Origin of the sequence: Mycobacterium mantenii (assembly GCF_010731775.1) — a bacterium.
GTDB classification, from domain to species: domain Bacteria; phylum Actinomycetota; class Actinomycetes; order Mycobacteriales; family Mycobacteriaceae; genus Mycobacterium; species Mycobacterium mantenii.
Map to the genome: position 1 here is coordinate 265827 of NZ_AP022590.1, position 22747 is coordinate 288573.

At 68.6% G+C, this 22747-nt stretch carries 22 protein-coding genes; 17 read left to right on the forward strand and 5 right to left on the reverse strand.

What is annotated here, in order from left to right; translation table 11 throughout:
- The first annotated feature begins 10 nt into the window (after nt 1-10).
- The 6 genes from rimP to G6N50_RS01345 all read left to right on the forward strand — a co-directional run bounded on the left by rimP (nt 11) and on the right by G6N50_RS01345 (nt 6550).
- Nucleotides 11-544 carry a ribosome maturation factor RimP gene (rimP, locus tag G6N50_RS01320; protein WP_083098357.1) on the forward strand — a complete coding sequence of 178 codons (534 nt, stop codon included), beginning with the start codon at nt 11-13 and terminating at the stop codon, nt 542-544.
- The gene (gene nusA, locus G6N50_RS01325; protein WP_083098361.1) at nt 544-1596 is read left to right on the forward strand and encodes a transcription termination factor NusA; all 1053 of its coding nucleotides are present in this window, start codon (nt 544-546) and stop codon (nt 1594-1596) included. Before rimP ends, nusA begins: the two co-directional genes overlap by 1 nt.
- 156 nt (nt 1597-1752) lie before the next feature.
- Nucleotides 1753-2028 carry a YlxR family protein gene (locus tag G6N50_RS01330; RefSeq protein ID WP_372509892.1) on the forward strand — a complete coding sequence of 92 codons (276 nt, stop codon included), beginning with the start codon at nt 1753-1755 and terminating at the stop codon, nt 2026-2028.
- A 75-nt stretch (nt 2029-2103) separates the two neighbouring features.
- Entirely contained in the window at nt 2104-4884 is a 2781-nt protein-coding gene (infB, locus tag G6N50_RS01335) for a translation initiation factor IF-2 (RefSeq protein ID WP_163650798.1), read from the forward strand.
- Nucleotides 4885-5079: 195 nt separating this feature from the next.
- The gene (gene rbfA / locus G6N50_RS01340; protein WP_083099390.1) at nt 5080-5568 is read left to right on the forward strand and encodes a 30S ribosome-binding factor RbfA; all 489 of its coding nucleotides are present in this window, start codon (nt 5080-5082) and stop codon (nt 5566-5568) included.
- 16 nt (nt 5569-5584) lie between these two features.
- Nucleotides 5585-6550, forward strand: a complete 966-nt coding sequence (locus G6N50_RS01345; protein WP_083099387.1) for a DHH family phosphoesterase — start codon at nt 5585-5587, stop codon at nt 6548-6550.
- Between the two features lie 55 nt (nt 6551-6605).
- Here the strand turns inward: G6N50_RS01345 and G6N50_RS01350 are convergent, their stop codons facing one another.
- Together G6N50_RS01350 and G6N50_RS01355 are read right to left on the reverse strand one after the other, a co-directional pair.
- Nucleotides 6606-7187 (reverse strand): hypothetical protein, encoded by a 582-nt coding sequence (locus tag G6N50_RS01350; protein WP_083099384.1) that lies wholly within the window; start codon nt 7185-7187, stop codon nt 6606-6608.
- Nucleotides 7188-7245: 58 nt separating this feature from the next.
- The gene (locus tag G6N50_RS01355) at nt 7246-7995 is read right to left on the reverse strand and encodes an enoyl-CoA hydratase (RefSeq protein WP_067839641.1); all 750 of its coding nucleotides are present in this window, start codon (nt 7993-7995) and stop codon (nt 7246-7248) included.
- 102 nt (nt 7996-8097) lie between these two features.
- Between G6N50_RS01355 and G6N50_RS01360 the strand changes: the two genes are divergently transcribed.
- Complete coding sequence (locus tag G6N50_RS01360; protein ID WP_083099381.1) at nt 8098-8367, forward strand: DUF2277 family protein; 270 nt, start codon at nt 8098-8100, stop codon at nt 8365-8367.
- On the forward strand, nt 8364-8924 hold the full coding sequence (locus G6N50_RS01365; protein WP_083099378.1) for a DUF1802 family protein: 561 nt from the start codon (nt 8364-8366) through the stop codon (nt 8922-8924). Before G6N50_RS01360 ends, G6N50_RS01365 begins: the two co-directional genes overlap by 4 nt.
- On the opposite strand, the gene G6N50_RS01370 is transcribed toward G6N50_RS01365, so the two are convergent.
- Complete coding sequence (locus G6N50_RS01370; RefSeq protein ID WP_083099375.1) at nt 8883-10601, reverse strand: CocE/NonD family hydrolase; 1719 nt, start codon at nt 10599-10601, stop codon at nt 8883-8885. The two genes, G6N50_RS01365 and G6N50_RS01370, sit on opposite strands and share 42 nt — an antisense overlap.
- 51 nt (nt 10602-10652) lie before the next feature.
- The gene (locus G6N50_RS01375; RefSeq protein ID WP_083099373.1) at nt 10653-11240 is read right to left on the reverse strand and encodes a DUF3558 domain-containing protein; all 588 of its coding nucleotides are present in this window, start codon (nt 11238-11240) and stop codon (nt 10653-10655) included.
- 159 nt (nt 11241-11399) lie between these two features.
- Between G6N50_RS01375 and G6N50_RS01380 the strand changes: the two genes are divergently transcribed.
- The 5 genes from G6N50_RS01380 to G6N50_RS01400 all read left to right on the forward strand — a co-directional run bounded on the left by G6N50_RS01380 (nt 11400) and on the right by G6N50_RS01400 (nt 16526).
- Complete coding sequence (locus G6N50_RS01380) at nt 11400-12377, forward strand: metallophosphoesterase family protein (protein ID WP_083099370.1); 978 nt, start codon at nt 11400-11402, stop codon at nt 12375-12377.
- Nucleotides 12374-13054 (forward strand): 4'-phosphopantetheinyl transferase PptT, encoded by a 681-nt coding sequence (gene pptT, locus G6N50_RS01385; RefSeq protein ID WP_083099367.1) that lies wholly within the window; start codon nt 12374-12376, stop codon nt 13052-13054. The genes G6N50_RS01380 and pptT overlap by 4 nt, the downstream gene beginning before the upstream one ends.
- Nucleotides 13051-13965, forward strand: coding sequence for a tRNA pseudouridine(55) synthase TruB (truB, locus tag G6N50_RS01390; RefSeq protein WP_083099364.1), 915 nt, complete (start codon nt 13051-13053; stop codon nt 13963-13965). Before pptT ends, truB begins: the two co-directional genes overlap by 4 nt.
- 82 nt (nt 13966-14047) lie before the next feature.
- Nucleotides 14048-15250 carry a lipid-transfer protein gene (locus G6N50_RS01395; protein WP_083099361.1) on the forward strand — a complete coding sequence of 401 codons (1203 nt, stop codon included), beginning with the start codon at nt 14048-14050 and terminating at the stop codon, nt 15248-15250.
- A 7-nt stretch (nt 15251-15257) separates the two neighbouring features.
- Nucleotides 15258-16526, forward strand: a complete 1269-nt coding sequence (locus G6N50_RS01400) for an acyl-CoA dehydrogenase family protein (protein ID WP_083099358.1) — start codon at nt 15258-15260, stop codon at nt 16524-16526.
- On the opposite strand, the gene mntR is transcribed toward G6N50_RS01400, so the two are convergent.
- Nucleotides 16523-17215 carry a manganese-binding transcriptional regulator MntR gene (gene mntR, locus G6N50_RS01405; protein ID WP_083099355.1) on the reverse strand — a complete coding sequence of 231 codons (693 nt, stop codon included), beginning with the start codon at nt 17213-17215 and terminating at the stop codon, nt 16523-16525. The two genes, G6N50_RS01400 and mntR, sit on opposite strands and share 4 nt — an antisense overlap.
- Nucleotides 17216-17316: 101 nt before the next feature.
- Between mntR and G6N50_RS01410 the strand changes: the two genes are divergently transcribed.
- From G6N50_RS01410 to G6N50_RS01425, 4 genes are all read left to right on the forward strand, one after another.
- Complete coding sequence (locus G6N50_RS01410) at nt 17317-18288, forward strand: bifunctional riboflavin kinase/FAD synthetase (protein WP_083099352.1); 972 nt, start codon at nt 17317-17319, stop codon at nt 18286-18288.
- 197 nt (nt 18289-18485) lie between these two features.
- On the forward strand, nt 18486-18755 hold the full coding sequence (gene rpsO / locus G6N50_RS01415) for a 30S ribosomal protein S15 (RefSeq protein ID WP_067269087.1): 270 nt from the start codon (nt 18486-18488) through the stop codon (nt 18753-18755).
- Nucleotides 18756-19121: 366 nt separating this feature from the next.
- Nucleotides 19122-21386 carry a polyribonucleotide nucleotidyltransferase gene (locus tag G6N50_RS01420; protein ID WP_083099349.1) on the forward strand — a complete coding sequence of 755 codons (2265 nt, stop codon included), beginning with the start codon at nt 19122-19124 and terminating at the stop codon, nt 21384-21386.
- Nucleotides 21364-22746, forward strand: coding sequence for a M16 family metallopeptidase (locus tag G6N50_RS01425; RefSeq protein ID WP_083099400.1), 1383 nt, complete (start codon nt 21364-21366; stop codon nt 22744-22746). The genes G6N50_RS01420 and G6N50_RS01425 overlap by 23 nt, the downstream gene beginning before the upstream one ends.
- The last annotated feature ends 1 nt before the right edge of the window (nt 22747 follow it).

The window sequence follows — 22747 nt, forward strand, 5'->3', positions numbered from 1 at the left end:
GGAGCTCGCCGTGACCACCGGGCTACCGTCGCAGACGCAGGTGATCGAGCTACTCGGTGAAGAGTTTGCGCGCGCCGGATTCGAAATCGAAGACGTGGTCATCGACGCCCGGACCCGCCCACCGCGGATCATGGTGATCGCCGACGGCGACAACTCCCTCGACCTGGACACGGCGGCCGCGCTGTCCCGCTCGGCGTCGGCATTGCTCGACGGCGTGGACACCATTGCGGACCAGTACGTGCTCGAGGTCTCCTCGCCCGGCGTGGACCGCCCGCTGACCAGCGCGAAGCACTTCCGCCGGGCCCGCGGCCGCAGGGTCGACGTCGTCCTTTCGGACGGATCGACACTGACCGGTCGGGTTGGCGAGACGAACGACGACTCGGTCGCGCTGGTGGTCCGCGCGGGCCGGGACTGGGCGGTGCGCGAGGTCTCGCTCGGTGACATCGTCAAAGCTGTTGTCCAGGTGGAGTTTTCGCCCCCTAACCAAGCGGAGCTGGAACTGGCGAGTATGGGTCAGGCCAAGAGGACGGAGGAGCGGCGCTGATGAACATCGACATGGCCGCACTGCACGCCATCGAGGTGGATCGGGGCATCTCGGTCAACGAGCTCCTCGAGACCATCAAGTCCGCGTTGCTCACCGCCTATCGGCACACCGAGGGTCACCAGAACGACGCGCGGATCGAGATCGACCGCAAGACGGGCGTCGTGCGGGTGATGGCCCGGGAGACCGACGAAGACGACAACGTCATCAGCGAATGGGACGACACCCCCGAGGGTTTCGGCCGCATCGCCGCCACCACCGCCCGCCAGGTCATGCTGCAGCGCTTCCGGGACGCGGAAAACGAGCGGACCTACGGCGAATTCTCCACCCGTGAGGGGGAGATCGTCGCGGGAGTGATCCAGCGCGACAGCCGGGCCAACGCACGCGGCCTGGTCGTGGTCCGGATGGGCACCGAGACGAAGGCCTCCGAGGGGGTGATCCCGGCGGCCGAGCAGGTCCCCGGCGAGAGCTACGAGCACGGCAACCGCGTGCGGTGCTACGTGATCGGGGTGACCCGCGGGGCCCGCGAGCCGCTGATCACCCTGTCCCGGACCCACCCCAACCTGGTCCGCAAGTTGTTCTCCCTGGAAGTCCCGGAGATCGCCGACGGGTCGGTCGAAATCGTCGCCGTGGCTCGGGAGGCCGGCCACCGATCCAAGATCGCGGTGAAGTCCAACCTGCCCGGCCTGAACGCCAAAGGCGCCTGCATCGGTCCGATGGGGCAGCGGGTCCGCAATGTGATGAGCGAGCTCTCCGGCGAGAAGATCGACATCATCGACTACGACGAGGACCCAGCCCGCTTCGTCGCCAACGCGCTGTCGCCGGCCAAGGTGGTATCGGTGTCGATCATCGATGCGGCCGCCCGCGCCGCCCGCGTGGTGGTGCCCGACTTTCAGCTGTCGCTGGCCATCGGCAAGGAGGGCCAGAACGCGCGGCTGGCCGCCCGGCTCACCGGCTGGCGCATCGACATCCGCGGGGACTCGCCCGGTTCCGGGGGGCCTTCGGAGAGCCAGTCCGAACACGGCGCCAACCACGGAATGGCCCACGACCGCTAGTCGGCGCGGCCGGCCGCCCCGGCACATCCTCGGGCGGTTCTGAGCATCGATTCGGTGACGCTAGACTTAGCCGTGATCCAGCGTGAGCCTTCGGCGATGGCGCACCGTCATACGGGTGGACCCGTACGGACGTGTGTCGGATGCCGAAAGCGAGAGTTGGCCGTCGAGCTGCTTCGAGTGGTGGCTGTGCCGGACGGGAACGGCGAATTCGCCGTGATCGTTGACACAGGCAATAGCCTGCCGGGGCGGGGTGCATGGCTGCACCCCGAGCCGCAGTGCGCGCAACAGGCAATCCGGCGGCGGGCTTTCACCAAAGCGCTGCGGATCGCCGGTTCACCGGACACATCCGCGGTGGTCGGGCACATAGAGTTCCTCAGTGCGCCCGATCGCCCGGCAACAGAACAGGTAGCAAAGAACATGAGCACACCGTGAAGTCCCGATGACAATGCGTCATAGCTAAACCCGAGGCGCGGCCCCACGACTGTCGCCTCATAGACAGGAGATGTAGTGGCAGGTAAGGCCCGCGTACACGAGTTGGCTAAGGAACTCGGTGTCACCAGCAAGCAAGTTCTCGCCCGGCTGAATGAACAGGGCGAATTCGTAAAATCCGCATCGTCGACGGTTGAAGCGCCGGTGGCTCGCCGGCTGCGCGAGTCCTTCGGGGGCGGCAAGCCCGCACCCCAGAAGGCGGCCGCGAAGCCCGCCGCAAGAGGGGAGGCCAAGGCACCCGCCAAGGCCGACGGCAGCTCGCTCGACCAGGCCCTCGACAACGCCATCGGCGGCGCGGGCGGCAACGGCGAAGCGGTGGCGACGCCCGCCAAGCCCGCCGCCCCCCCGGCCTCCGCCGCCCCGCCCACCGAGGCTCCGGCCCGTCCCGGCCCGGCTCCCGCCCAGCCGGCCGCGCCCGCTCCCGGGCAGCCGAAGGCCCCCGCGCCCGGTCAGCCGCCCGGCCAGGCGCCGCACCCCGGCATGACGCCGGGCCCGCGTCCGGGCCCGATGCCCAAGCCCCGCGCCCCGCGCGTCGGCAACAACCCGTTTTCGTCGGCGCAACCCGTCGACCGGCCGATCCCGCGACCGCAGGCGCCCCGTCCCGGAGCGCCCCGGCCGGGTGCGCCGCGGCCCGGCGGCGCTTCGCCGGGCAACATGCCGCCTCGGCCCGGTGGTGCCGGTGGGCAGGGCCGCCCGGCCCGGCCCGGCGCCCCGCGTCCGGGCGGTGGCCGTCCCGGCGGTCCCGGCGGTCCCGGCGGTCGTGACGGCGGCGGCGGCAATTACCGCGGCGGCGGTGGCGGCGGAGTCGGCGCCCCGCCCGGGGGTGGCGGCGGTTTCCGTGGCCGCCCCGGTGGTGGCGGCCGTCCGGGCCAGCGCGGCGGTGCCGCCGGCGCGTTCGGCCGTCCCGGTGGTGCGCCGCGACGCGGCCGCAAGTCGAAGCGGGCGAAACGCGCCGAATACGAGAACATGCAGGCGCCCGTCGTCGGCGGTGTGCGGTTGCCGCACGGCAACGGCGAGACGATCCGGCTGGCCCGCGGCGCGTCGCTGAGCGACTTCGCCGACAAGATCAACGCCAACCCGGCCTCGCTGGTGCAGGCGCTGTTCAACCTCGGCGAGATGGTCACGGCCACTCAGTCGGTCGGCGACGAGACGCTCGAGCTGCTGGGCAGCGAGATGAACTACGTCGTCCAGGTCGTCAGCCCCGAGGACGAGGACCGCGAGCTGCTGGAGTCGTTCGATCTGACCTACGGCGAGGACGAGGGCGGCGAGGAAGACCTGCAGACCCGGCCGCCGGTGGTGACCGTGATGGGTCACGTCGACCACGGTAAGACCCGACTGCTGGACACCATCCGGAATGCCAGCGTCCGCGAGGCCGAGGCCGGCGGCATCACCCAGCACATCGGTGCCTACCAGGTGACCGTCGAGCACGACGGTGTCGAACGGCCGATCACCTTCATCGACACCCCGGGTCACGAGGCGTTCACCGCCATGCGTGCCCGTGGTGCCAAGGCCACCGACATCGCGATCCTGGTGGTGGCGGCCGATGACGGCGTCATGCCGCAGACGGTGGAGGCCATCAACCACGCTCAGGCGGCCGACGTGCCGATTGTGGTGGCGGTCAACAAGATTGACGTCGAGGGTGCCGACCCGGCCAAGATCCGCGGGCAGCTCACCGAATACGGTTTGGTGGCCGAGGATTTCGGTGGCGACACCATGTTCGTCGACATCTCCGCCAAGCAGGGCACCAACATCGAGCAGCTGCTCGAGGCGGTGCTGCTGACCGCTGACGCGGCCCTGGACCTGCGGGCCAACCCCGACATGGAAGCCCAGGGTGTGGCGATCGAGGCGCACCTGGACCGTGGTCGCGGACCGGTCGCCACCGTCCTGGTGCAGCGCGGCACGCTGCGCGTCGGCGACTCGGTGGTGGCGGGCGACGCCTACGGCCGGGTTCGCCGCATGGTCGACGAGCACGGCGACGACGTCGAGGAGGCGCTGCCGTCGCGGCCGGTGCAGGTCATCGGTTTCACCTCGGTGCCCGGTGCCGGGGACAACCTGCTCGTGGTCGACGAGGACCGCATCGCCCGTCAGATCGCCGACAAGCGCAGCGCGCGCAAGCGCAACGCGCTGGCGGCGCGTACCCGCAAGCGGATCAGCCTGGAGGACCTGGACTCGGCGCTGAAGGAAACCAGCCAGCTGAACCTGATCCTCAAGGGCGACAACGCCGGTACGGTCGAGGCGCTGGAAGAGGCCCTGATGGGCATCGAGATCGACGACGAGGTGGCGCTGCGCGTCATCGACCGCGGTGTCGGTGGCATCACCGAAACCAACGTCAACCTGGCGTCGGCCTCGGACGCGGTGATCATCGGCTTCAACGTGCGTGCCGAAGGCAAGGCCACCGAGCTGGCCAACCGCGAGGGCGTGGAGATCCGCTACTACTCGGTGATCTACCAGGCGATCGACGAGATCGAGAAGGCCCTGCGCGGCATGCTCAAGCCGATCTACGAGGAGAACACGCTGGGTCGCGCCGAGATCCGGGCGATCTTCCGGTCCTCCAAGGTCGGGATCATCGCCGGCTGCATGATCAGCAGCGGCATCGTGCGCCGCAACGCCAAGGCGCGGTTGCTGCGGGACAACATCGTGGTCACCGAGAACCTCTCGATCACCTCGCTGCGACGGGAGAAGGACGACGTGACCGAGGTCCGCGAGGGCTTCGAGTGCGGTATGACGCTGGGGTACTCCGACCTCAAGGAAGGCGACATCATCGAGTCCTACGAGTTGGTCCAGAAGGAGCGCACCTGACCACGGCCGCCGAGGCAGAACGAACTGATGCGGAGGCGGTGAATCGACCACCGCCGACCAGGCAGAACGAACTGATGCGGAGGCGGTGAATCGACCACCGCCGACGATGCAGAACAAAGTGATGAGGAGGAGGCGGTGAATCGACCACCGCCGACGATGCAGAACAAAGTGATGAGGAGGAGGCGGTGAATCGATATGGCTGACCCGGCCCGGGCGCGCCGTTTGGCCAAGCGGATCAACACGATCGTCGCCTCGGCGATCGAGTTCGAGATCAAGGATCCCGGGCTGGAGGGGGTCACCATCGTCGACGCGAAGGTGACCGCCGATCTGCACGATGCGACGGTGTTCTACACGGTGATGGGACGCACCCTGAACGACGAGCCGGACTACGGGGCAGCCGCGGCCGCCCTGGAACGGGCCAAGGGCGCGTTGCGCACCATGGTCGGGGCCGGCACCGGTGTGCGGTTCACCCCCACTCTCACGTTCACCCGTGACACCACGTCGGACAACGTGCAGCGGATGGACGAGTTGCTGGCGCGCGCCCGCGCCGCGGATGCTGATCTGGCGCGGGTTCGTTCGGGCGCCACGCCGGCTGGGGAGGCCGAACCATACCGGGATGGCGGATCGGGCGCGGAGCTCGGCTTCGACGGGAGTATCGGTGACGACGACCAACACAAATACTGAACTGGGCGCTCCCAGGGTGGGGGCGCGCGTCGACGCCGCGGGTGCGGTCGAGTTGCTGTCGGACGCCGGCTCTGTCGCGGTGATCGCACACGTGCATCCCGACGCCGATACGATCGGTGCCGGGCTGGCGCTGGGGTTGGTGCTGGACGCGTGCGGCAAGCAGGTCGAGGTCAGTTTTGCCGAACCGGCGACGCTGCCGGAGTCGCTGGCGTCGCTGCCCGGCTGCCGGTTGCTGGTCGGCCCGGACGCGATGCGCCGTGACGTCGATCTGGTTGTCACCGTTGACGTTCCGAGCGTCAAGCGGCTGGGCGTGTTGAGCGACTTGGCCGTCGCTGCCGACGAGGTGCTGGTCGTCGACCACCACGCCTCTAATGACCTGTTCGGCACCGCCAACTTCGTTGACGTGTCGGCCGATTCGACCACGATGATGATCGCCGACATTCTCGACGCCTGGGGCACGCCCATCGATCCCGAAGTCGCGCACTGCATTTACGCCGGCCTGACGACAGACACCGGGTCGTTCCGCTGGGCCAGTGCGCGGGCTCTGCGGCTGGCGGCCCGGTTGGTCGACGGCGGTGTGGACAACGCCGCGATCAGCCGAACCCTGATGGACAGCCATCCGTTCGCCTGGCTGCCGCTGCTGTCGCGGGTGCTGGCCTCGGCCCAGCTGCTGCCGGACGCCGCGGGCGGCCGGGGGCTGGTGTATGCCGTTGTCGGCAACCAGGATTGGGTCGGTTCACGCGCGGAGGAAGTCGAAAGCATCGTCGACATCGTGCGCACCACGCAGCAGGCCGAGGTGGCCGCCGTGTTCAAGGAGATCGCGCCGCAGCAGTGGTCGGTGTCCATGCGGGCCAAGGCCGTGGTGGACCTGGCGGCGGTCGCCTCCGGGTTCGGCGGCGGCGGGCACCGGCTGGCGGCCGGCTACTCGACCACCGGCTCGATCGATGACGCGGTGGCGTCGCTGCGCACCGCGCTCGACTAGTGGCGAGCGCGGCGGAGGCGGGTGTAGTGGGTCGCCACCATCTGGACTAGAACGCCTAGAACGCCCAGCTTCCCGAGCGCTGCACGACGAATCCGTGGTCGCCACTGGTGGCGTCCAGGCAGGCGACGAGGTTATCGGCGCCGACCGCGCACGTGACGTTGAGGTAGGTCAACTTCTGACCCGACCCCAGCAATTTGCCGCCGGCCGGCAGCGTCGGCTGGTTCCCGTCGCATCCGCTGTAGGACATGCGGCTCAATTGGTAGCCGGGTCCCTTGAAATCCACCGAACCGACCACGCAGTCGCCCGGTCGTGAACGCCCCCCGGGAATGGGGACGTCATCCATTCCCGGCATGTCGCCCTTGCACTTGATGTCCTGCGACGGCTGCGGCGCGGGCGCCGGGCCGCCGTAGAAATCGCAGACCAGGGCGGGACCGGCGGAGAAACTGATCCGCGGCGAGCTTCCCGGCGTGCCCGTGCTGACGTAGCCGTCGGCCGGGACCGCGGTGAACGCGTCGAGGTTGGGAAATCCCGGCGGCGGCAGCGCCGCGGCGTGCGGCGCGGACACCGCGATCGCCGAGGCCGTCGCCAGCGTCAGGCCGCCGAGCATCCTCAAGGTGACACCGACGACCGCACGCATCAGCTGATCGTATGGCGTGGGTAGGCCCGGCGGGAACGAACCGGTGCGAATTGCCCGGTCAGCGCACCTGCGAGCGCCCGCGTTGCAGCACGGCCTCCCGGTTGGCGGCGATGTCATCGCCGCTGGTCCGGAATTGCCGGGCCGCCGTCGCCTCCTGCCACAGTCCCGCGCTGGTCTGCGCGTCGTCGATGCGGTGATACGACGCCAGCAGCGCCCGCACCGCGTCCTGGTTGTTCCCGACGATCGACGCCGCCACCCCGCGGGCGGCACCCAGCAGCTGGTCGTGCGGCACCACCTCGGTCACCAGCCCGGCGCGCAGCGCGTCGGCGGCGGACAGGTAATCGCCGGTCATGCTCATGCGCCGGGCCAGGCCGACTCCCACCTTCTGCGGCAACCGCACGCTCAGGCCCCAGGTGGGCAGCAGGCCCACCCGGGCGTGCGTGTCGGCGAACCGGGCGTTCTCGGAGGCGATCAGGATGTCGCAGTACAGCGCCAGCTCCAGCCCCCCGGTCACCGCGGCCCCGTTGATCGCGCCGATCACCGGCTTGGTCAGCGCCGGCCACCGCGGCGAGATGTCCGGAAGCGCCGAGGAGCCACCCAGTTCCTTGAGATCAAGCCCCGCGCAGAACACCGGGTCGGCGCCGGTGACGATGATGACGTCGACGTCGTCGTCGGTTTCCGCGGCGGCGAGCGCCGAGAAAAAGCGGTCCCGCAGTGCCGAGGACAGCGCGTTGCGCGACTGCGGGCGGTTGAGGGTCAGGGTGCGGACGCGCTCGTCGGTGTCGATCAGCAGGATCTCGTCGGTCATGTGTTTCACCGTAGCCAGTCGCCCCCAACGACCGGTTGGCCGCCTTACGCCCGCCGGGCCGCCGACAAGCGGCGCCGCCGAGCAGCGCTTATCGTGGGAAAGATGTGCCGGAATATCACCGAACTGCGCGGTCTGCAGCCAGCGGCCACCACCGAGGAAATCGCGGCGGCGGCCCGGCAGTATGTGCGCAAGGTCAGCGGCATCACCCACCTGTCGGCGAACAATGCCGAAGCCTTCGAGGCGGCCGTTGCCGAAGTCACCGAGGCGACGACGCGGTTGCTGGGTCAGCTGCCGCCGCGGCGCCAGCCGCCCAGGACGGTCCCGCCGTTGCGTCGGCCCGAGGTGATGGCGCGGATGGCGGGTGCGACATGAGCGTCATTACGACGACGCCCGCGCTCAAGGAGTGGAGCGCCGCGGTGCACGCCCTGCTGGACGGTCGCCAGCGGGTGTTGCTGCGCAAGGGCGGCGTCGGGGAGAAGCGGTTCGAACTGGCCGCCAAAGAATTCCTGCTGTTCCCCACGGTCGCGCACAGCCACGCCGAGCGGGTGCGCGCCGAGCATCAAGACCTGCTGACACCCGCGGCGGCCGACAGCACCGACGAGGAGCTGGTGATCCGTGCCGCTGCGAAAGTTGTTGCGGCGGTGCCGGTTGAGCGGCCGGACGGCCTCTCGGCCATCGAGGACCTGCATATCTGGACCGCCGAGTCGGTGCGCGCCGACCGGCTCGACTTTCGTCCCAAGCACAAGCTAGCGGTGCTGGTGGTGTCGGTGATGCCGCTGGCCGAGCCGGTGCACCTGATCCGGACACCGGAGTTTGGCGGCTGCAAGAGCTGGGTGGAACTGCCGGTACAGGCCCCGTGCGCCGACCCCGTTCACGACGAAGCGGCGCTAGCCGCGACCGCCGCCCGGGTCCGCGACGCCGTTGGCTGACAACTCGGCCGGGCCGACCGGCAACCGCAGCCGCGAGCGCCCGTAGCGCACCGTGTGGGTGACCGGCGTCGGCCGCCGGCCGGTGAGCACCGGTTCGCCGGAGCCGAGGTTGTGCGCGTAGCGCGGAGACCAGCTGCCGGCGATCAGCACCCGGATGTGTGAGCCGGCCCGGAAGCGGTGGGCGATGCCGTCGAGGTCGAGACGAACGATCTTCTCCGACTTGGGTTTTGCCGCGGTCCGCAACCGGCGGTACGTCTCGCTGACATTGCGTGACCGGCCGTTGGCGTCGACCTCGCTCACCCGCACGAACAGGTCCGCGTGCGGGTTGTCCGCGCCATGGGCGAGTTCGACGACCGGGCTGCCGTAGACATACAGATCCTCGGTGAGTGTCGCGCTGGTGAAGGCCAGCACGTCGTCACGCGATGCGAGCCGGCTGTCGTCGCGGTAACCTCCGCTGGAGGACAGCAACGGGCCACCGATGGTGGGTGTCGGATCGGCCGGATCGTAACGAAATGTGGCCGGGCGCAAACCTTTCAGGGTGGGCGCGGTCTCACCAAGGTAGCCACCGGGGCGCAGGTACAGCGCGCGTTCGGTGGTGACGGGCGGCCAGTCGGGCAGGTTGCGCCAGCCCCCGCCGGTGACATAGACCCGCACCCGGCTGGGCCGGCGCGAAACGGCCGCCCCGCCCAGATGCGTGCCCAGCCAATCCAGTGCCTCCCGGGCGCAAGTGGAAAACCCCGTGGTGAGCAACCGGGTGTGCGTCCAGGGGCCGACGGTGAGCGCGACGTCGATATCCCGGCCGCGCAGATGCGCGTACTGCTGCAGCGTCTGCCTGATGAAGATGTCCTGCCAGCCGCCCACCAACAGCACCGGCACCCGCACGCGGTCCAGGGCTTCGGTGCAGCGCAACGCATTCCAGAACGGATCGTCGGGTTCGCTGTGTTCGACCCAGGATTCGAACCACGGTGCACCGGTGCCGAGCAGCCCGCGCGCGGCGTCGCCCAGTGGCACCGAGGCCGCCGCCCGCGCCACCCTGCGGTGGGTCTGGAGCTGGCGCAGGGCGGCCCGGACCCGCACCGGGTCCTCCTGGTGCGCCACCATGTCGCTCCAGCCCAGGAAGTCGTTGACAGCGAATGTTCCTGTTCCCCAAGTTGATTCGTTGAAATCGTGCGGTCCGACCATGATGACGGCGGTGGCCAGTTCCGGCGGGGGATCCTGCAACAGGGCCCACTGGGTGAATCCGAGGTACGACATTCCGACGGTCGCGAACCGGCCGGTGAACCATGGTTGTTCGCGCAGCCAGGCGACGGTGTCGGCGCCGTCGGCGACCTCGTTGGCCATCGGCTCGAAGACGCCGCCCGACCCGAATGTCCCGCGCACGCTTTGCAGTACGACGTGGTAGCCGCGCGCCGCGTACAACGCGCCGAAGATCAGCGTGAAGGGGAATGCGCGTCCGTAGGGGCTGCGGACCAGCAAGGTGCCGACGGCCGATGCGGTGGTAGGTGCATAGTGATCGGCCACCAGCGGCACCCCGTCGCGCATCGGCACGCGGACGCGCTCCACGGTGTAGTCGGTGATCGCCGGCGGGAGACCGAGCAGCCGGCCGGCGGCCTTGCCGCCCAGGTGTCGCAGGGTGTGCAGCGCCGGCTGGGCGGGTCGGATCGAGGTCGTGCTCACGGTCTCACATTAAGACCCGGCCGGCCGGCGGCGACTGCGCCCCGGCCGAAATCAGAACTTGTAATACGGCGCGAGGTCGTTGGCGCGTTGCAGGTTGGTCTGCATGCAATCGACCTCGGGATTGGAGTACACGGTCGAGTAGTACAGCGCCTGCTGCAGCACGCCGTAGCTGGTCTTGAACACGACCATGCAGGAGTAGAACCAGTAGCTGTTGTGGTAGGTCGGCTTGAGCACCCAGTACTGCGCGGCGCGGTGACCCGCGATCGTCGTCTCGACGGCGTCGGCGGGCAGCGACTGATCGTAGGTGCGCCAGATGATCGGCTCGACGGCCACCTGATAGTTCCCGGCGTCGAAGTGGCAGCGCAACCCGTCTTCGTGTTCGGGCGGTGAGAAGCCCAGCCCGAGCCGCTGGATGACATCGAACGGAATGTCCTCGCACGCGTCGAATGGGCGCGGATCGGTGGTCGCCACGATCGGGCTCTTCATGGTGGTTTCCATCGGCTGGGCGGTCGACCGCAGCTCGACGGACCGGTCGTCGCCACCCGGCGTGGCCGGGGCGGTCACCAAGCCCACCGTGCCCCCGATGGCCGCTGTGAGCAGCGCACCCAGCGCTCCCATCAGACGAACATTGGCGAACACGACACCCCCCTGACGCCTCAGCGGTCTTTTGGGGGAGTGTACAAGTCCCGCGCGCGACGTCACAGGCAAACCTGAACTTGTTCTAACTCACCCGCTCGCGGGCCGAAATGGCGCCCGCGAAAGGGGCTTGCCGCGGTCGGGTCGTTAGGGTGGTTAATCGTGGCTGGGCATAACTCGGGGCAGGGATCGACCAACAGTGGGCAACCGACACTGTGGGCGGTGTCCGACCTGCACACCGGGCATCTCGGCAACAAGCCGGTCACCGAGTCGCTGCATCCGTCGCATCCGGACGACTGGCTGATCGTCGCCGGCGATGTCGCCGAACGCACCGATGACATTCGGTGGGCGCTTGACCTGCTGCGACGGCGCTTCGCCAAGGTGATCTGGGTGCCGGGCAACCACGAGCTGTGGACCACCACCCGCGACCCCGTGCAGGTCTTCGGCAAGGCGCGTTACGAGTACCTGGTCAACATGTGCGACGAGATGGGTGTCCTCACCCCCGAGCATCCGTTCCCGGTCTGGAACGAGCGCGGCGGTCCGGCGACGATCGTGCCGATGTTCCTGCTCTACGACTACAGCTTCTTGCCCGACGGCGCCACGAGCAAAGCCGAAGGCCTGACCATCGCGCGCGAGCGCAACGTGGTGGCCACCGACGAATTCCTGCTCTCCTCGGAGCCGTACCCCACCCGCGAGGCGTGGTGCCGCGAGCGCCTGGAGATCACCCGGGCCCGCCTCGAAGAGCTGGACTGGATGACACCGACAGTTCTGGTGAACCACTTCCCGTTGGTCCGCGACCCCTGCGACGCGCTGTTCTACCCCGAATTCTCGCTGTGGTGCGGAACCACCAAGACCGCCGACTGGCACACCCGCTACAACGCCGTCTGCTCGGTCTACGGTCACCTGCACATCCCGCGGACCACCTGGTATGACGACGTGCGCTTCGAAGAAGTGTCGGTTGGTTATCCGCGGGAGTGGCGTCGCCGCAAGCCGCCTCGCTGGCTGCGCCAGGTGCTGCCGGATCCGCAGTACGCGCCGGGGGAGCTCAACGACTTCGGCGGTCACTTCAAGATCACTCCCGAGATGGCGCGGCAGGCGGCGCAGTTCCGGGAACGGTTGCGGCAGCGGCAATCACGATGACGGGGGACACACTGGTTTCCTCGGTGCTGCCGGTAACCGACGGCCTGGCCTACTCGGAGGTGTATTCCGATCCACCCGATCTTGCGCCGCTGCCCGAAGAGGAGCCGCTGATCGCCAGGTCGGTTGCCAAGCGCCGCAACGAGTTCATCACCGTCCGGCATTGCGCCCGGATCGCGCTGGGCGAGCTCGGCCTGCCGCCGGTGCCGATCCTCAAGGGCGAGAAGGGAGAACCCTGCTGGCCCGACGGCGTGGTGGGCAGCCTCACCCACTGCACCGGCTATCGGGGTGCGGTGGTGGGCCGCACCGGCGCGGTGCGCTCGGTGGGCATCGACGCCGAACCGCACGATGTGCTGCCCGACGGCGTGCTGAACGCGATCAGCCTGCCGGCCGAACGCACCGAGATCCCGGCCAGCCTGTCGGGCGATCTGCATTGGGATCGAATCCTGTTCTGCGCCAAGGAGGCAACGTACAAGGCCTGGTTTCCGCTGACCAAAAGGTGGCTGGGTTTCGAGGACGCCCACATCGTGTTCGAGGCCGACGGACCCGGGGCGGCGACGGGCGGTTTCCTGTCGCGGATCCTGATCGATCCGCAAGCGCTGTCCGGGCCGCCGCTGATCGAGCTGCGGGGCCGCTGGTCGGTTGACCGTGGGCTGGTGTTGACCGCCATCGTGCTATGAGCCAAAGCCCCAGCGGCCCCGGCATAGTCGTCGTCGACAAGCCGGCCGGGATGACCAGTCACGACGTGGTCGGGCGGTGCCGCCGGATCTTTTCCACCCGCCGGGTGGGGCATGCGGGGACGCTGGACCCGATGGCCACCGGCGTGCTGGTGATCGGCGTCGAGCGCGCCACCAAGATCCTCGGACTGCTGACCGCGACCGCCAAGTCGTACACGGCCACCATCCGCTTGGGCCAGAGCACGTCCACTGACGACGCCGAGGGCGAACTGGTGCACAGCGTCTCGGCTCGGCACCTGACGAGCGACGAGATCGAATCCGCGGTGGGCGGCCTGCGCGGCCACATCGAACAGGTGCCGTCGACGGTCAGCGCCATCAAGGTGGACGGCAGGCGCGCCTACCGGCTGGCCCGCGAGGGGCAGGCCGTCGAGCTCAAGGCCCGCCCGGTGCGCATCGACCGGTTCGAGGTGTGCGAGATCCGGTCCCGATCCGGCGACGACGTCGTGGACGTCGATGTCGAGGTCGACTGCTCGTCGGGAACCTACATCCGCGCCCTGGCCCGTGATCTCGGCGCGGCCCTGGGGGTGGGCGGGCACCTGACGGCGTTGCGTCGCACCCGGGTGGGGCGATTCGGGCTCGACCAGGCCTACCTTCTCGACGACCTGGCCGAGCGGCCGCGGCTCAGTTACAGCCTGGACGAGGCCTGCCTGCTGATCTTCCCGCGCCGCGACCTGTCCGCCGAGGAGGCCGAGGCGACGGGCAACGGCCGGACCCTGACGCCGGCCGGCATCGACGGTGTCTACGCCGCCTGCGACCCCGACGGCCGGGTGATGGCGTTGCTGCGCGACGAGGGGTCGCGCACCAAGTCGGTGGTGGTGATCCGCCCGGCGACGCTGCAGTCCGAAACGGACTGAGCGCTGTAACCGCCCCGGCCGAACGGTTGGTTGGGCTAGGTTGCACACTGGGTTATCAAGGCGGTCTAGGGAAGGGGCTGAAATGTCGAGCACAACGTCCAACAAGGTTTATGTCGTCGGCGTCGGCATGACGAAGTTCGAGAAGCCGGGCCGCCGCGAGGGCTGGGATTACCCCGACATGGCCCGGGAGTCGGGAACCAACGCCCTGGCCGACGCCGGCATCGAGTACGGCGAGGTGCAGCAGGGTTACGTCGGCTACGTCGCCGGTGATTCGACGTCCGGGCAGCGGGCGCTCTACGAGCTGGGCATGACCGGCATCCCGGTCGTCAACGTCAACAACAACTGTTCCACCGGCTCGACGGCGCTCTTCCTGGCGGCGCAGGCCATCCGCGGCGGCATCGTCGACTGCGCGATCGCGCTCGGCTTCGAGAAGATGCAGCCCGGCTCGCTGGGCGGCGGCGCCCAGGACCGCGAATCGCCGATGGCCAAGCACGTCAAGGCGATGGCCGACATCGACGAGTTCGCGATGCCCGTCGCGCCGTGGATGTTCGGCGCCGCCGGACGCGAGCACATGAAGCAATACGGCAGCACCGCAGAGCATTTCGCCAAGATCGGCTACAAGAACCACAAGCACTCGGTCAACAACCCCTTCGCGCAGTTCCAGGAGTCCTACACGCTCGACGACATCCTGGCGGCGCGGATGATTTCCGATCCGCTGACCAAGCTGCAGTGCTCGCCCACGTCGGACGGCTCGGGCGCGGCCATCCTGGCCTCGGAAAGCTTTGTCGACAGCCACGGGCTGGCCAGCCAGGCCGTGGAGATCGTCGGTCAGGCGATGACCACCGACTTCGCGTCGACGTTCGACGGCAGCGCGAAAAACCTCATCGGCTACGACATGAATGTCCAAGCCGCGCAACAGGTTTACGACCAGTCTGGGCTCGGTCCGGCCGACTTCCAGGTGATCGAACTGCACGACTGCTTCTCCGCCAACGAACTGCTGCTCTACGAGGCCCTCGGCTTGTGCGGGCCCGGTGAGGCGCCCAAGCTGATCGACGACAACGACACCACCTACGGCGGGCGCTGGGTGGTCAACCCGTCCGGCGGCCTGATCTCCAAAGGGCATCCGCTGGGTGCGACCGGGCTGGCGCAGTGCGCGGAGCTGACCTGGCAGCTGCGCGGGACGGCCGACAAGCGTCAGGTCGACAACGTCAGCGCCGCACTGCAACACAACATCGGATTGGGTGGCGCCGCCGTCGTCACCGCCTATCAGCGCGCCGAGCGCTAAGGCCGCCATGATCGAGTGGTCCGACACCGACCTGATGGTCCGGGACGCCGTTCGGCAGTTCGTCGACAAGGAGATCCGTCCGCACGTCGACGAACTGGAGACCGGCGAAATGTCGCCGTATCCGATCGCGCGCAAGCTGTTCAGCCAGTTCGGCCTCGACGTGATGGCCGCCGAGTCGGTCAAGAAGATGCTGGACCGCGAGCGGGCCAAGCTGGACGGCGCCGCCGCGACCGAAGAGCGCGACGAAAAGCCTGATGAGTCAGGCGGTTTCGGTGGCGGCGCGCAGGGGTCGATGATCGCGGTGCTGGTGTCCGAAATCGCCCGGGTCAGCATCGGGCTGCTCAGCACCGCCTCGGTGAGCCTCGGCCTGGGCGCGGCGACCATCATGAGCCGCGGGACGCTGGCGCAGAAGGAGCGCTGGCTGCCCGGGCTGATGACGCTGGAAAAGATTGCGGCGTGGGCGATCACGGAGCCGGACTCCGGCTCGGATGCGTTCGGCGGCATGAAGACCTACGTCAAGCGCGACGGGCAGGACTACATCCTCAACGGTCAGAAGACGTTCATCACCAACGGGCCCTGCGCCGACGTCCTGGTCGTGTACGCGAAGCTCGACGAGGGCGACGTGAGCCCGGACAAACAAGACAAGCGGAACCGGCCGGTGCTGGTCTTCGTGCTCGACGCGGGCATGCCGGGCCTCACGCAGGGCAAGCCGTTCAAGAAGATGGGCATGATGTCCTCGCCGACCGGCGAACTGTTCTTCGACAACGTGCGGCTGAGCCCGGACCGGCTGCTCGGCGAGAGCGAGCAGCCCGGCGACGGCGACGGCCGCGACAGCGCCCGCGCCAACTTTGCCGCCGAGCGGATCGGGATCGCGATGATGGCGCTGGGCATCATCGACGAATGCCACCGGCTGTGTGTGGACTACGCCAAGAGCCGGACGTTGTGGGGCAAGAACATTGGGCAATTCCAGCTGATCCAGCTCAAGCTGGCCAAGATGGAGATCGCCCGGATGAACGTGCAGAACATGGTCTTTCACACCATCGAACGCCAGCAGGCCGGCAAACCGCTGACCCTGGCCGAGGCGTCGGCGATCAAGCTGTACTCGTCGGAGGCGGCCACCGACGTGGCGATGGAGGCCGTGCAGCTGTTCGGCGGCAACGGATACATGGCCGAGTACCGGGTGGAGCAGCTGGCCCGCGACGCCAAGTCGTTGATGATCTACGCGGGCAGCAACGAGGTTCAGGTCACCCACATCGCCAAGGGCCTGCTGACCTAGGCGACCACCCAGATCGCCCGGGCGGCGGGGCTGCCCAGCTCGACCGTCGTCTCCGCGCCGTCGCCGGAGTCGATGGCCACCGAGATCATGCCGGCGAATTCGCGCCGAGTCAGGACCCGCAGCCGGGAGTCGAGGTTGATCCCGACGTCCGTGAAGTAGCGCAGCATCTCGGGGTCGGAGTCGGAAATGCGCGCCACCGTCCCGGTGTCGCCGTCGTCGCACGCCCACAGCTGGCGGGCCGGCGGGGTGGGCACCTGCCCGTCCGAGGCCGGGATCGGGTCACCGTGCGGGTCGCGCTGCGGGAAGCCCAGCTTGGCGTCGATGCGGGCCACCAGGCGATCCGACACCGCGTGCTCGAGCACCTCGGCCTCGTCGTGCACCTCGTCCCAGGCGTAGCCGAGCTCGTTGACTAGGAAGGTCTCCAGCAGCCGATGCCGGCGCACCATCTCCAGCGCCGCCCGGCGCCCCGCCTCGGTCAGCGTCACCGCACCGTACTTTTCGTGATCGACCAGGCCCTGCTCGGCGAGTTTGCGGATGGACTCCGAGGCCGTGCTGGCCGACACCCCGATCTTCTCGGCCAGCATCTTGGTGCTGACCTTTTCCAGTGACCACTCCTGGGCGTTCCAGATGACCTTCAGGTAATCCTGGGCGACCGCGGTGATACCGCCACGCTCTTCGTCAGCCCTCACATCGAGCAAGTTTAGGCAACCCAAGCCTGATCGTGTGCTCCTCGACACCCTCGCGCATGCGGACCTCCCGGCGGACCACTCGGCGCCGTAGGCTTGCGGTCGTGCAGCGGTGGCGCGGCCAAGACGAGATACCCACGGACTGGGGCAGGTGTGTGCTCACCATCGGTGTGTTCGATGGTGTGCACCGCGGCCACGCCGAGCTGATCGCGCATGCGGTGAAGGCGGCGCGGGCCCGCAACGTCCCGACGGTATTGATGACGTTCGACCCGCATCCGATGGAAGTGGTCTACCCCGGCAGCCATCCCGCGCAGTTGACGACGCTGACCCGGCGCGCCGAGCTGGTCGAGGAGCTGGGCATCGACGTCTTCCTGGTGATGCCGTTCACCACCGATTTCATGAAACTCACGCCGGAGCGCTACGTGCACGAACTGCTGGTGGAGAACCTGCACGTGGTCGAGGTCGTGGTGGGGGAGAACTTCACCTTCGGCAAGAAGGCCAGCGGCAACGTCGAGACGCTGCGGCGCGCGGGGGACCGCTTCGGGTTCGCCGTGGAGTCGATGTCGCTGCTGTCCGAGCACCACAGCAACGAGACCGTCACGTTCTCGTCCACCTACATCCGGTCCTGCGTGGACGCGGGTGACGTGGTGGCGGCCATGGAGGCCCTGGGCCGTCCCCATCGCGTCGAGGGCGTGGTGGTCCGGGGCGAGGGGCGGGGTATGGAGCTGGGGTTCCCGACCGCCAACGTGGCGCCGCCGATGTATTCGGCCATCCCGGCCGACGGCGTCTATGCCGCCTGGTTCACGCTGCTCGGCCACGGACCGGTGACGGGCACCGTCGTTCCTGGCGAGCGCTACCAGGCCGCGGTGTCCGTCGGCACCAACCCGACGTTCTCCGGGCGCACGCGCACCGTCGAGGCCTTCGTCTTGGACACCACCGCCGACCTCTACGGCCAATACGTGGCGCTGGATTTCGTCGCGCGCATCCGGGGGCAACACAGGTTCGATTCGGTGAGGGAGCTGATCGACGCGATGGGCACGGACACCGACAAGGCGCGTCAGCTGCTCACCGACTGACTAGCTGTGATCGCAAGCGCGGCGTGACCGGGCACGGCGGGTCGCCACCATCGGCCGTAGTCCTAGCCGGGTCCGACGATTCTGGTCCGGTACCTTCCGGCTGCTAAACTCCCGGACGACATCGGCGCGTGCTGCGGTTCGCGGTGGCCGCGCCCTCAATAGTTACCTTTCGCGAACCGATTGATGGAGATAGTTTCGTGGCGCTGACAGCCGAGCAGAAAAAAGAAATCCTGGGCACTTACGGCCTGCATGGCACCGACACCGGTTCCCCCGAGGCGCAGGTCGCGCTGCTGACCAAGCGGATCGCTGACCTGACCGAGCACCTGAAGGTGCACAAGCACGACCACCACTCGCGGCGCGGGCTGCTGCTGCTGGTCGGACGCCGCCGGCGGCTGCTCAAGTACGTCGCGCAGATCGATGTCGAGCGGTACCGGTCGCTGGTCGAGCGGCTGGGCCTGCGTCGCTGACGCACGCCTCATCGCGGCGTTGGCGGCCCCGCAAGTTCCGAGCGATATGGCGGGCGGAGGTCGCCCGTGTAGAGTAAGGACGTTCTGGGCCGGTTCGGCCCGAGCAAACGGTGCGGTCACGCAGATCCGCGTGCGCCGTTCCAGCGTGTCACTACGCACGTTCGAGGGAGCAGCCAGTCTGCATCGGGCGGTCTTCGGTAGTGGCTGCCGGGCTCTCCGGATCTGGGGCAGGTCGGCCGCTTCGATCGATGGCCGTAGCCGTATTCAGACTCAGCGCCTCCCGCGGGTGACCCGCGGCCGTCAGGCCTGCGGTTCGCGCGTGGCCACGCGAAAAAGCTGAATACAAGAGAGGCCGTACGGACGTCTATGTCTGTCGCTGAAATTGAAGAGGGCGTGTTCGAGGCGACCGCCACTATCGACAACGGGAGCTTCGGCACCCGCACCATCCGTTTCGAGGTCGGCCGGTTGGCCCAGCAGGCAGCTGGCGCCGTGGTCGCGTACCTCGACGACGAGAACATGCTGTTGTCGGCGACCACCGCCAGCAAGAGCCCCAAGGAGCACTTCGACTTCTTCCCGCTGACCGTCGATGTCGAGGAGCGGATGTATGCCGCCGGTCGCATCCCCGGTTCGTTCTTCCGCCGGGAGGGCCGTCCGTCCACCGACGCGATCCTGACCTGCCGGCTCATCGACCGGCCGCTGCGCCCGTCGTTCGTCTCCGGGCTGCGCAACGAGATCCAGGTCGTGGTGACGATCCTGAGCCTGGACCCCAACGACCTGTACGACGTGCTGGCGATCAACGCCGCGTCGGCCTCCACCCAGCTGAGCGGCCTGCCGTTCTCCGGCCCCATCGGGGGCGTGCGGGTGGCGCTGATCGACGGCACCTGGGTTGCGTTCCCGACCGTCGAGCAGCTCGAGCGGGCCGTGTTCGACATGGTCGTGGCCGGCCGCAAGGTCGATGGTGACGTCGCCATCATGATGGTCGAGGCCGAGGCCACCGAAAACGTCATCGAGCTCGTCGAGGGCGGCGCCCAGGCGCCGACGGAAACCGTTGTGGCCGAAGGACTTGAGGCCGCCAAGCCGTTCATCGCGGCGCTGTGCACCGCGCAGGAGGAGCTGGCCGGGGCGGCCGCCAAGCCGACCGCTGACTACCCGACGTTCCCCGACTACCAGGAGGACGTGTACTACTCGGTGGCCTCGGTGGCCACCGACGAGCTGGCCAAGGCGCTGACCATCGGCAGCAAGGCCGAGCGCGACGCGCGCACCGACGAGCTCAAGGCCGAGGTGCTGGCGCGGCTCACGGGGGACTCTGGGACCTACGAGGGCCGCGAGAAGGAGGTCAGCGCCGCGTACCGGTCACTGACCAAGAAGCTGGTCCGCCAGCGCATCCTCACCGACCATTTCCGCATCGACGGCCGCGGCATCACCGACATTCGCGCGTTGTCGGCCGAGGTCGCCGTGGTGCCGCGGGCGCACGGCAGCGCGCTGTTCCAGCGCGGTGAGACCCAGATCCTGGGTGTGACCACGCTGGACATGGTCAAGATGGCCCAGCAGATCGACTCGCTGGGACCGGAAACCTCCAAGCGATACATGCACCACTACAACTTCCCGCCGTTCTCCACCGGCGAGACCGGTCGCGTGGGTTCGCCCAAGCGGCGTGAGATCGGGCACGGCGCGCTCGCGGAGCGCGCCCTGATTCCGGTGCTGCCCGGCGTCGAGGAGTTCCCGTACGCCATCCGGCAGGTGTCCGAGGCGCTGGGCTCCAACGGCTCGACGTCGATGGGTTCGGTCTGCGCGTCCACCCTGTCGTTGCTGAACGCCGGTGTGCCGCTCAAGGCGCCGGTGGCCGGCATCGCGATGGGCCTGGTCTCCGACGACGTGGAGGTGGACGGCAAGACCGAGCGCCGCTTCGTCACCCTGACCGACATCCTGGGCGCCGAGGACGCGTTCGGCGACATGGACTTCAAGTGCGCCGGTACCAAGGACTTCGTCACCGCGCTGCAGCTGGACACCAAGCTCGACGGCATCCCGTCGCAGGTGCTGGCGGGCGCGCTGGCACAGGCCAAAGATGCGCGCGTGACGATCCTCGAGGTCATGGCCGAGGCCATCGACGCACCCGACGAGATGAGCCCCTACGCGCCGCGGGTGACCACCATCAAGGTTCCGGTCGACAAGATCGGTGAGGTGATCGGGCCCAAGGGCAAGGTGATCAACGCCATCACCGAGGAGACCGGCGCGCAGATCTCCATCGAGGACGACGGCACCGTGTTCGTCGGCGCCACCGACGGACTGTCGGCGCAGGCCGCGATCGACCGGATCAACGCCATCGCCAACCCGCAGCTGCCCACGGTCGGCGAGCGGTTCCTCGGAACCGTGGTCAAGACAACGGACTTCGGTGCGTTCGTGTCGCTGCTGCCCGGGCGTGACGGCCTGGTGCACATCTCCAAACTCGGTAGGGGCAAGCGGATCGCCAAGGTCGAAGACGTGGTGAACGTCGGCGACAAGCTGCGCGTCGAAATCGCCGACATCGACAAGCGCGGCAAGATCTCGCTGGTTCTGGTGGAGGAAGACAGCTCGGCTCCTGCCGATGCTCCGGCGGCCGCTCCTGCCGATGCCGCGACGGCGAGCAGCTGACTCCTCGACCGGGACGCGTCCCGGTCGGGCCGGCGCGCTGCACCGGAGCACCGCCGATGAGGTGGAATCGGCACCCCAGGCCGCACTGCGGCGCACCACGCTGCCGGGCGGCCTGCGGGTGGTCACCGAGTACCTGCCCTCGGTGCGTTCCGCATCGGTGGGGGTCTGGGTCGGCGTCGGCTCGCGCGACGAGGGTGCCACTGTCGCCGGCGCCGCGCACTTCCTCGAGCACCTGCTGTTCAAGTCGACCCCCAGCCGCACCGCGGTGGACATCGCACAGGCGATGGACGCCGTCGGGGGAGAGCTGAACGCGTTCACCGCCAAGGAACACACCTGTTACTACGCGCATGTGCTGGACAGCGATCTGGCGCTGGCCGTCGACCTGGTCGCCGACGTGGTGCTCAACGGGCGCTGTGCGGCCGACGATGTTGAGCTGGAACGCGACGTCGTCCTCGAAGAGATCGCGATGCGCGACGACGACCCCGAGGACGCACTCGGCGACATGTTCCTGAGCGCGCTCTTCGGTGAGCACCCGGTGGGCCGTCCGGTCATCGGCACCGCACGGTCGGTGGCGTCGATGACGCGAAACCAGCTGCACTCGTTTCACGTCCGGCGCTACACGCCGGAGCGGATGGTGGTGGCGGTGGCCGGCAACGTCGACCACGACGAGGTGGTCGCGTTGGTGCGCGAGCACTTTGGGCCGCATCTGGTCCGCGGGCGCGACCCCATCGCGCCGCGCAAGGGTGCCGGACGGGTCAGCGGCCGCCCCGCTCTGTTGCTGGGCAACCGGGACGCCGAGCAGGCTCACGTGTCGTTGGGCGTCCGAACGCCCGGGCGCGGCTGGGAGCACCGCTGGGCGCTATCGGTGCTCAACACCGCGCTGGGCGGCGGCCTGAGCTCCCGGTTGTTCCAGCAGGTTCGAGAGCTGCGCGGGCTGGCCTATTCGGTGTACTCGACGGTGGACGTCTTCGCCGACAGCGGCGTGCTGTCCGTGTATGCCGCCTGCCAGCCCGAACGGTTTGCCGACGTGATGGCGGTGACCGGCGACGTGCTCGATTCGGTAGCCCGCGACGGCATCACCGAGTCGGAATGCCGCATCGCCAAGGGATCGCTGCGCGGCGGCCTGGTGCTCGGTCTGGAGGATTCCAGCTCGCGGATGAGCCGGCTCGGTCGGAGCGAGCTCAACTACGGCAAACACCGCAGCATCGAGTACACCCTGCAGCAAATCGATCAGGTGACCGTCGAGGAGGTCAACGCGGTGGCCCGCCGGCTGCTCAACCAGCGCTACGGTGCCGCGGTTCTGGGTCCCTACACCACCAAACGGTCACTGCCCCAACGACTTCGGGCGATGGTAAGTTAGC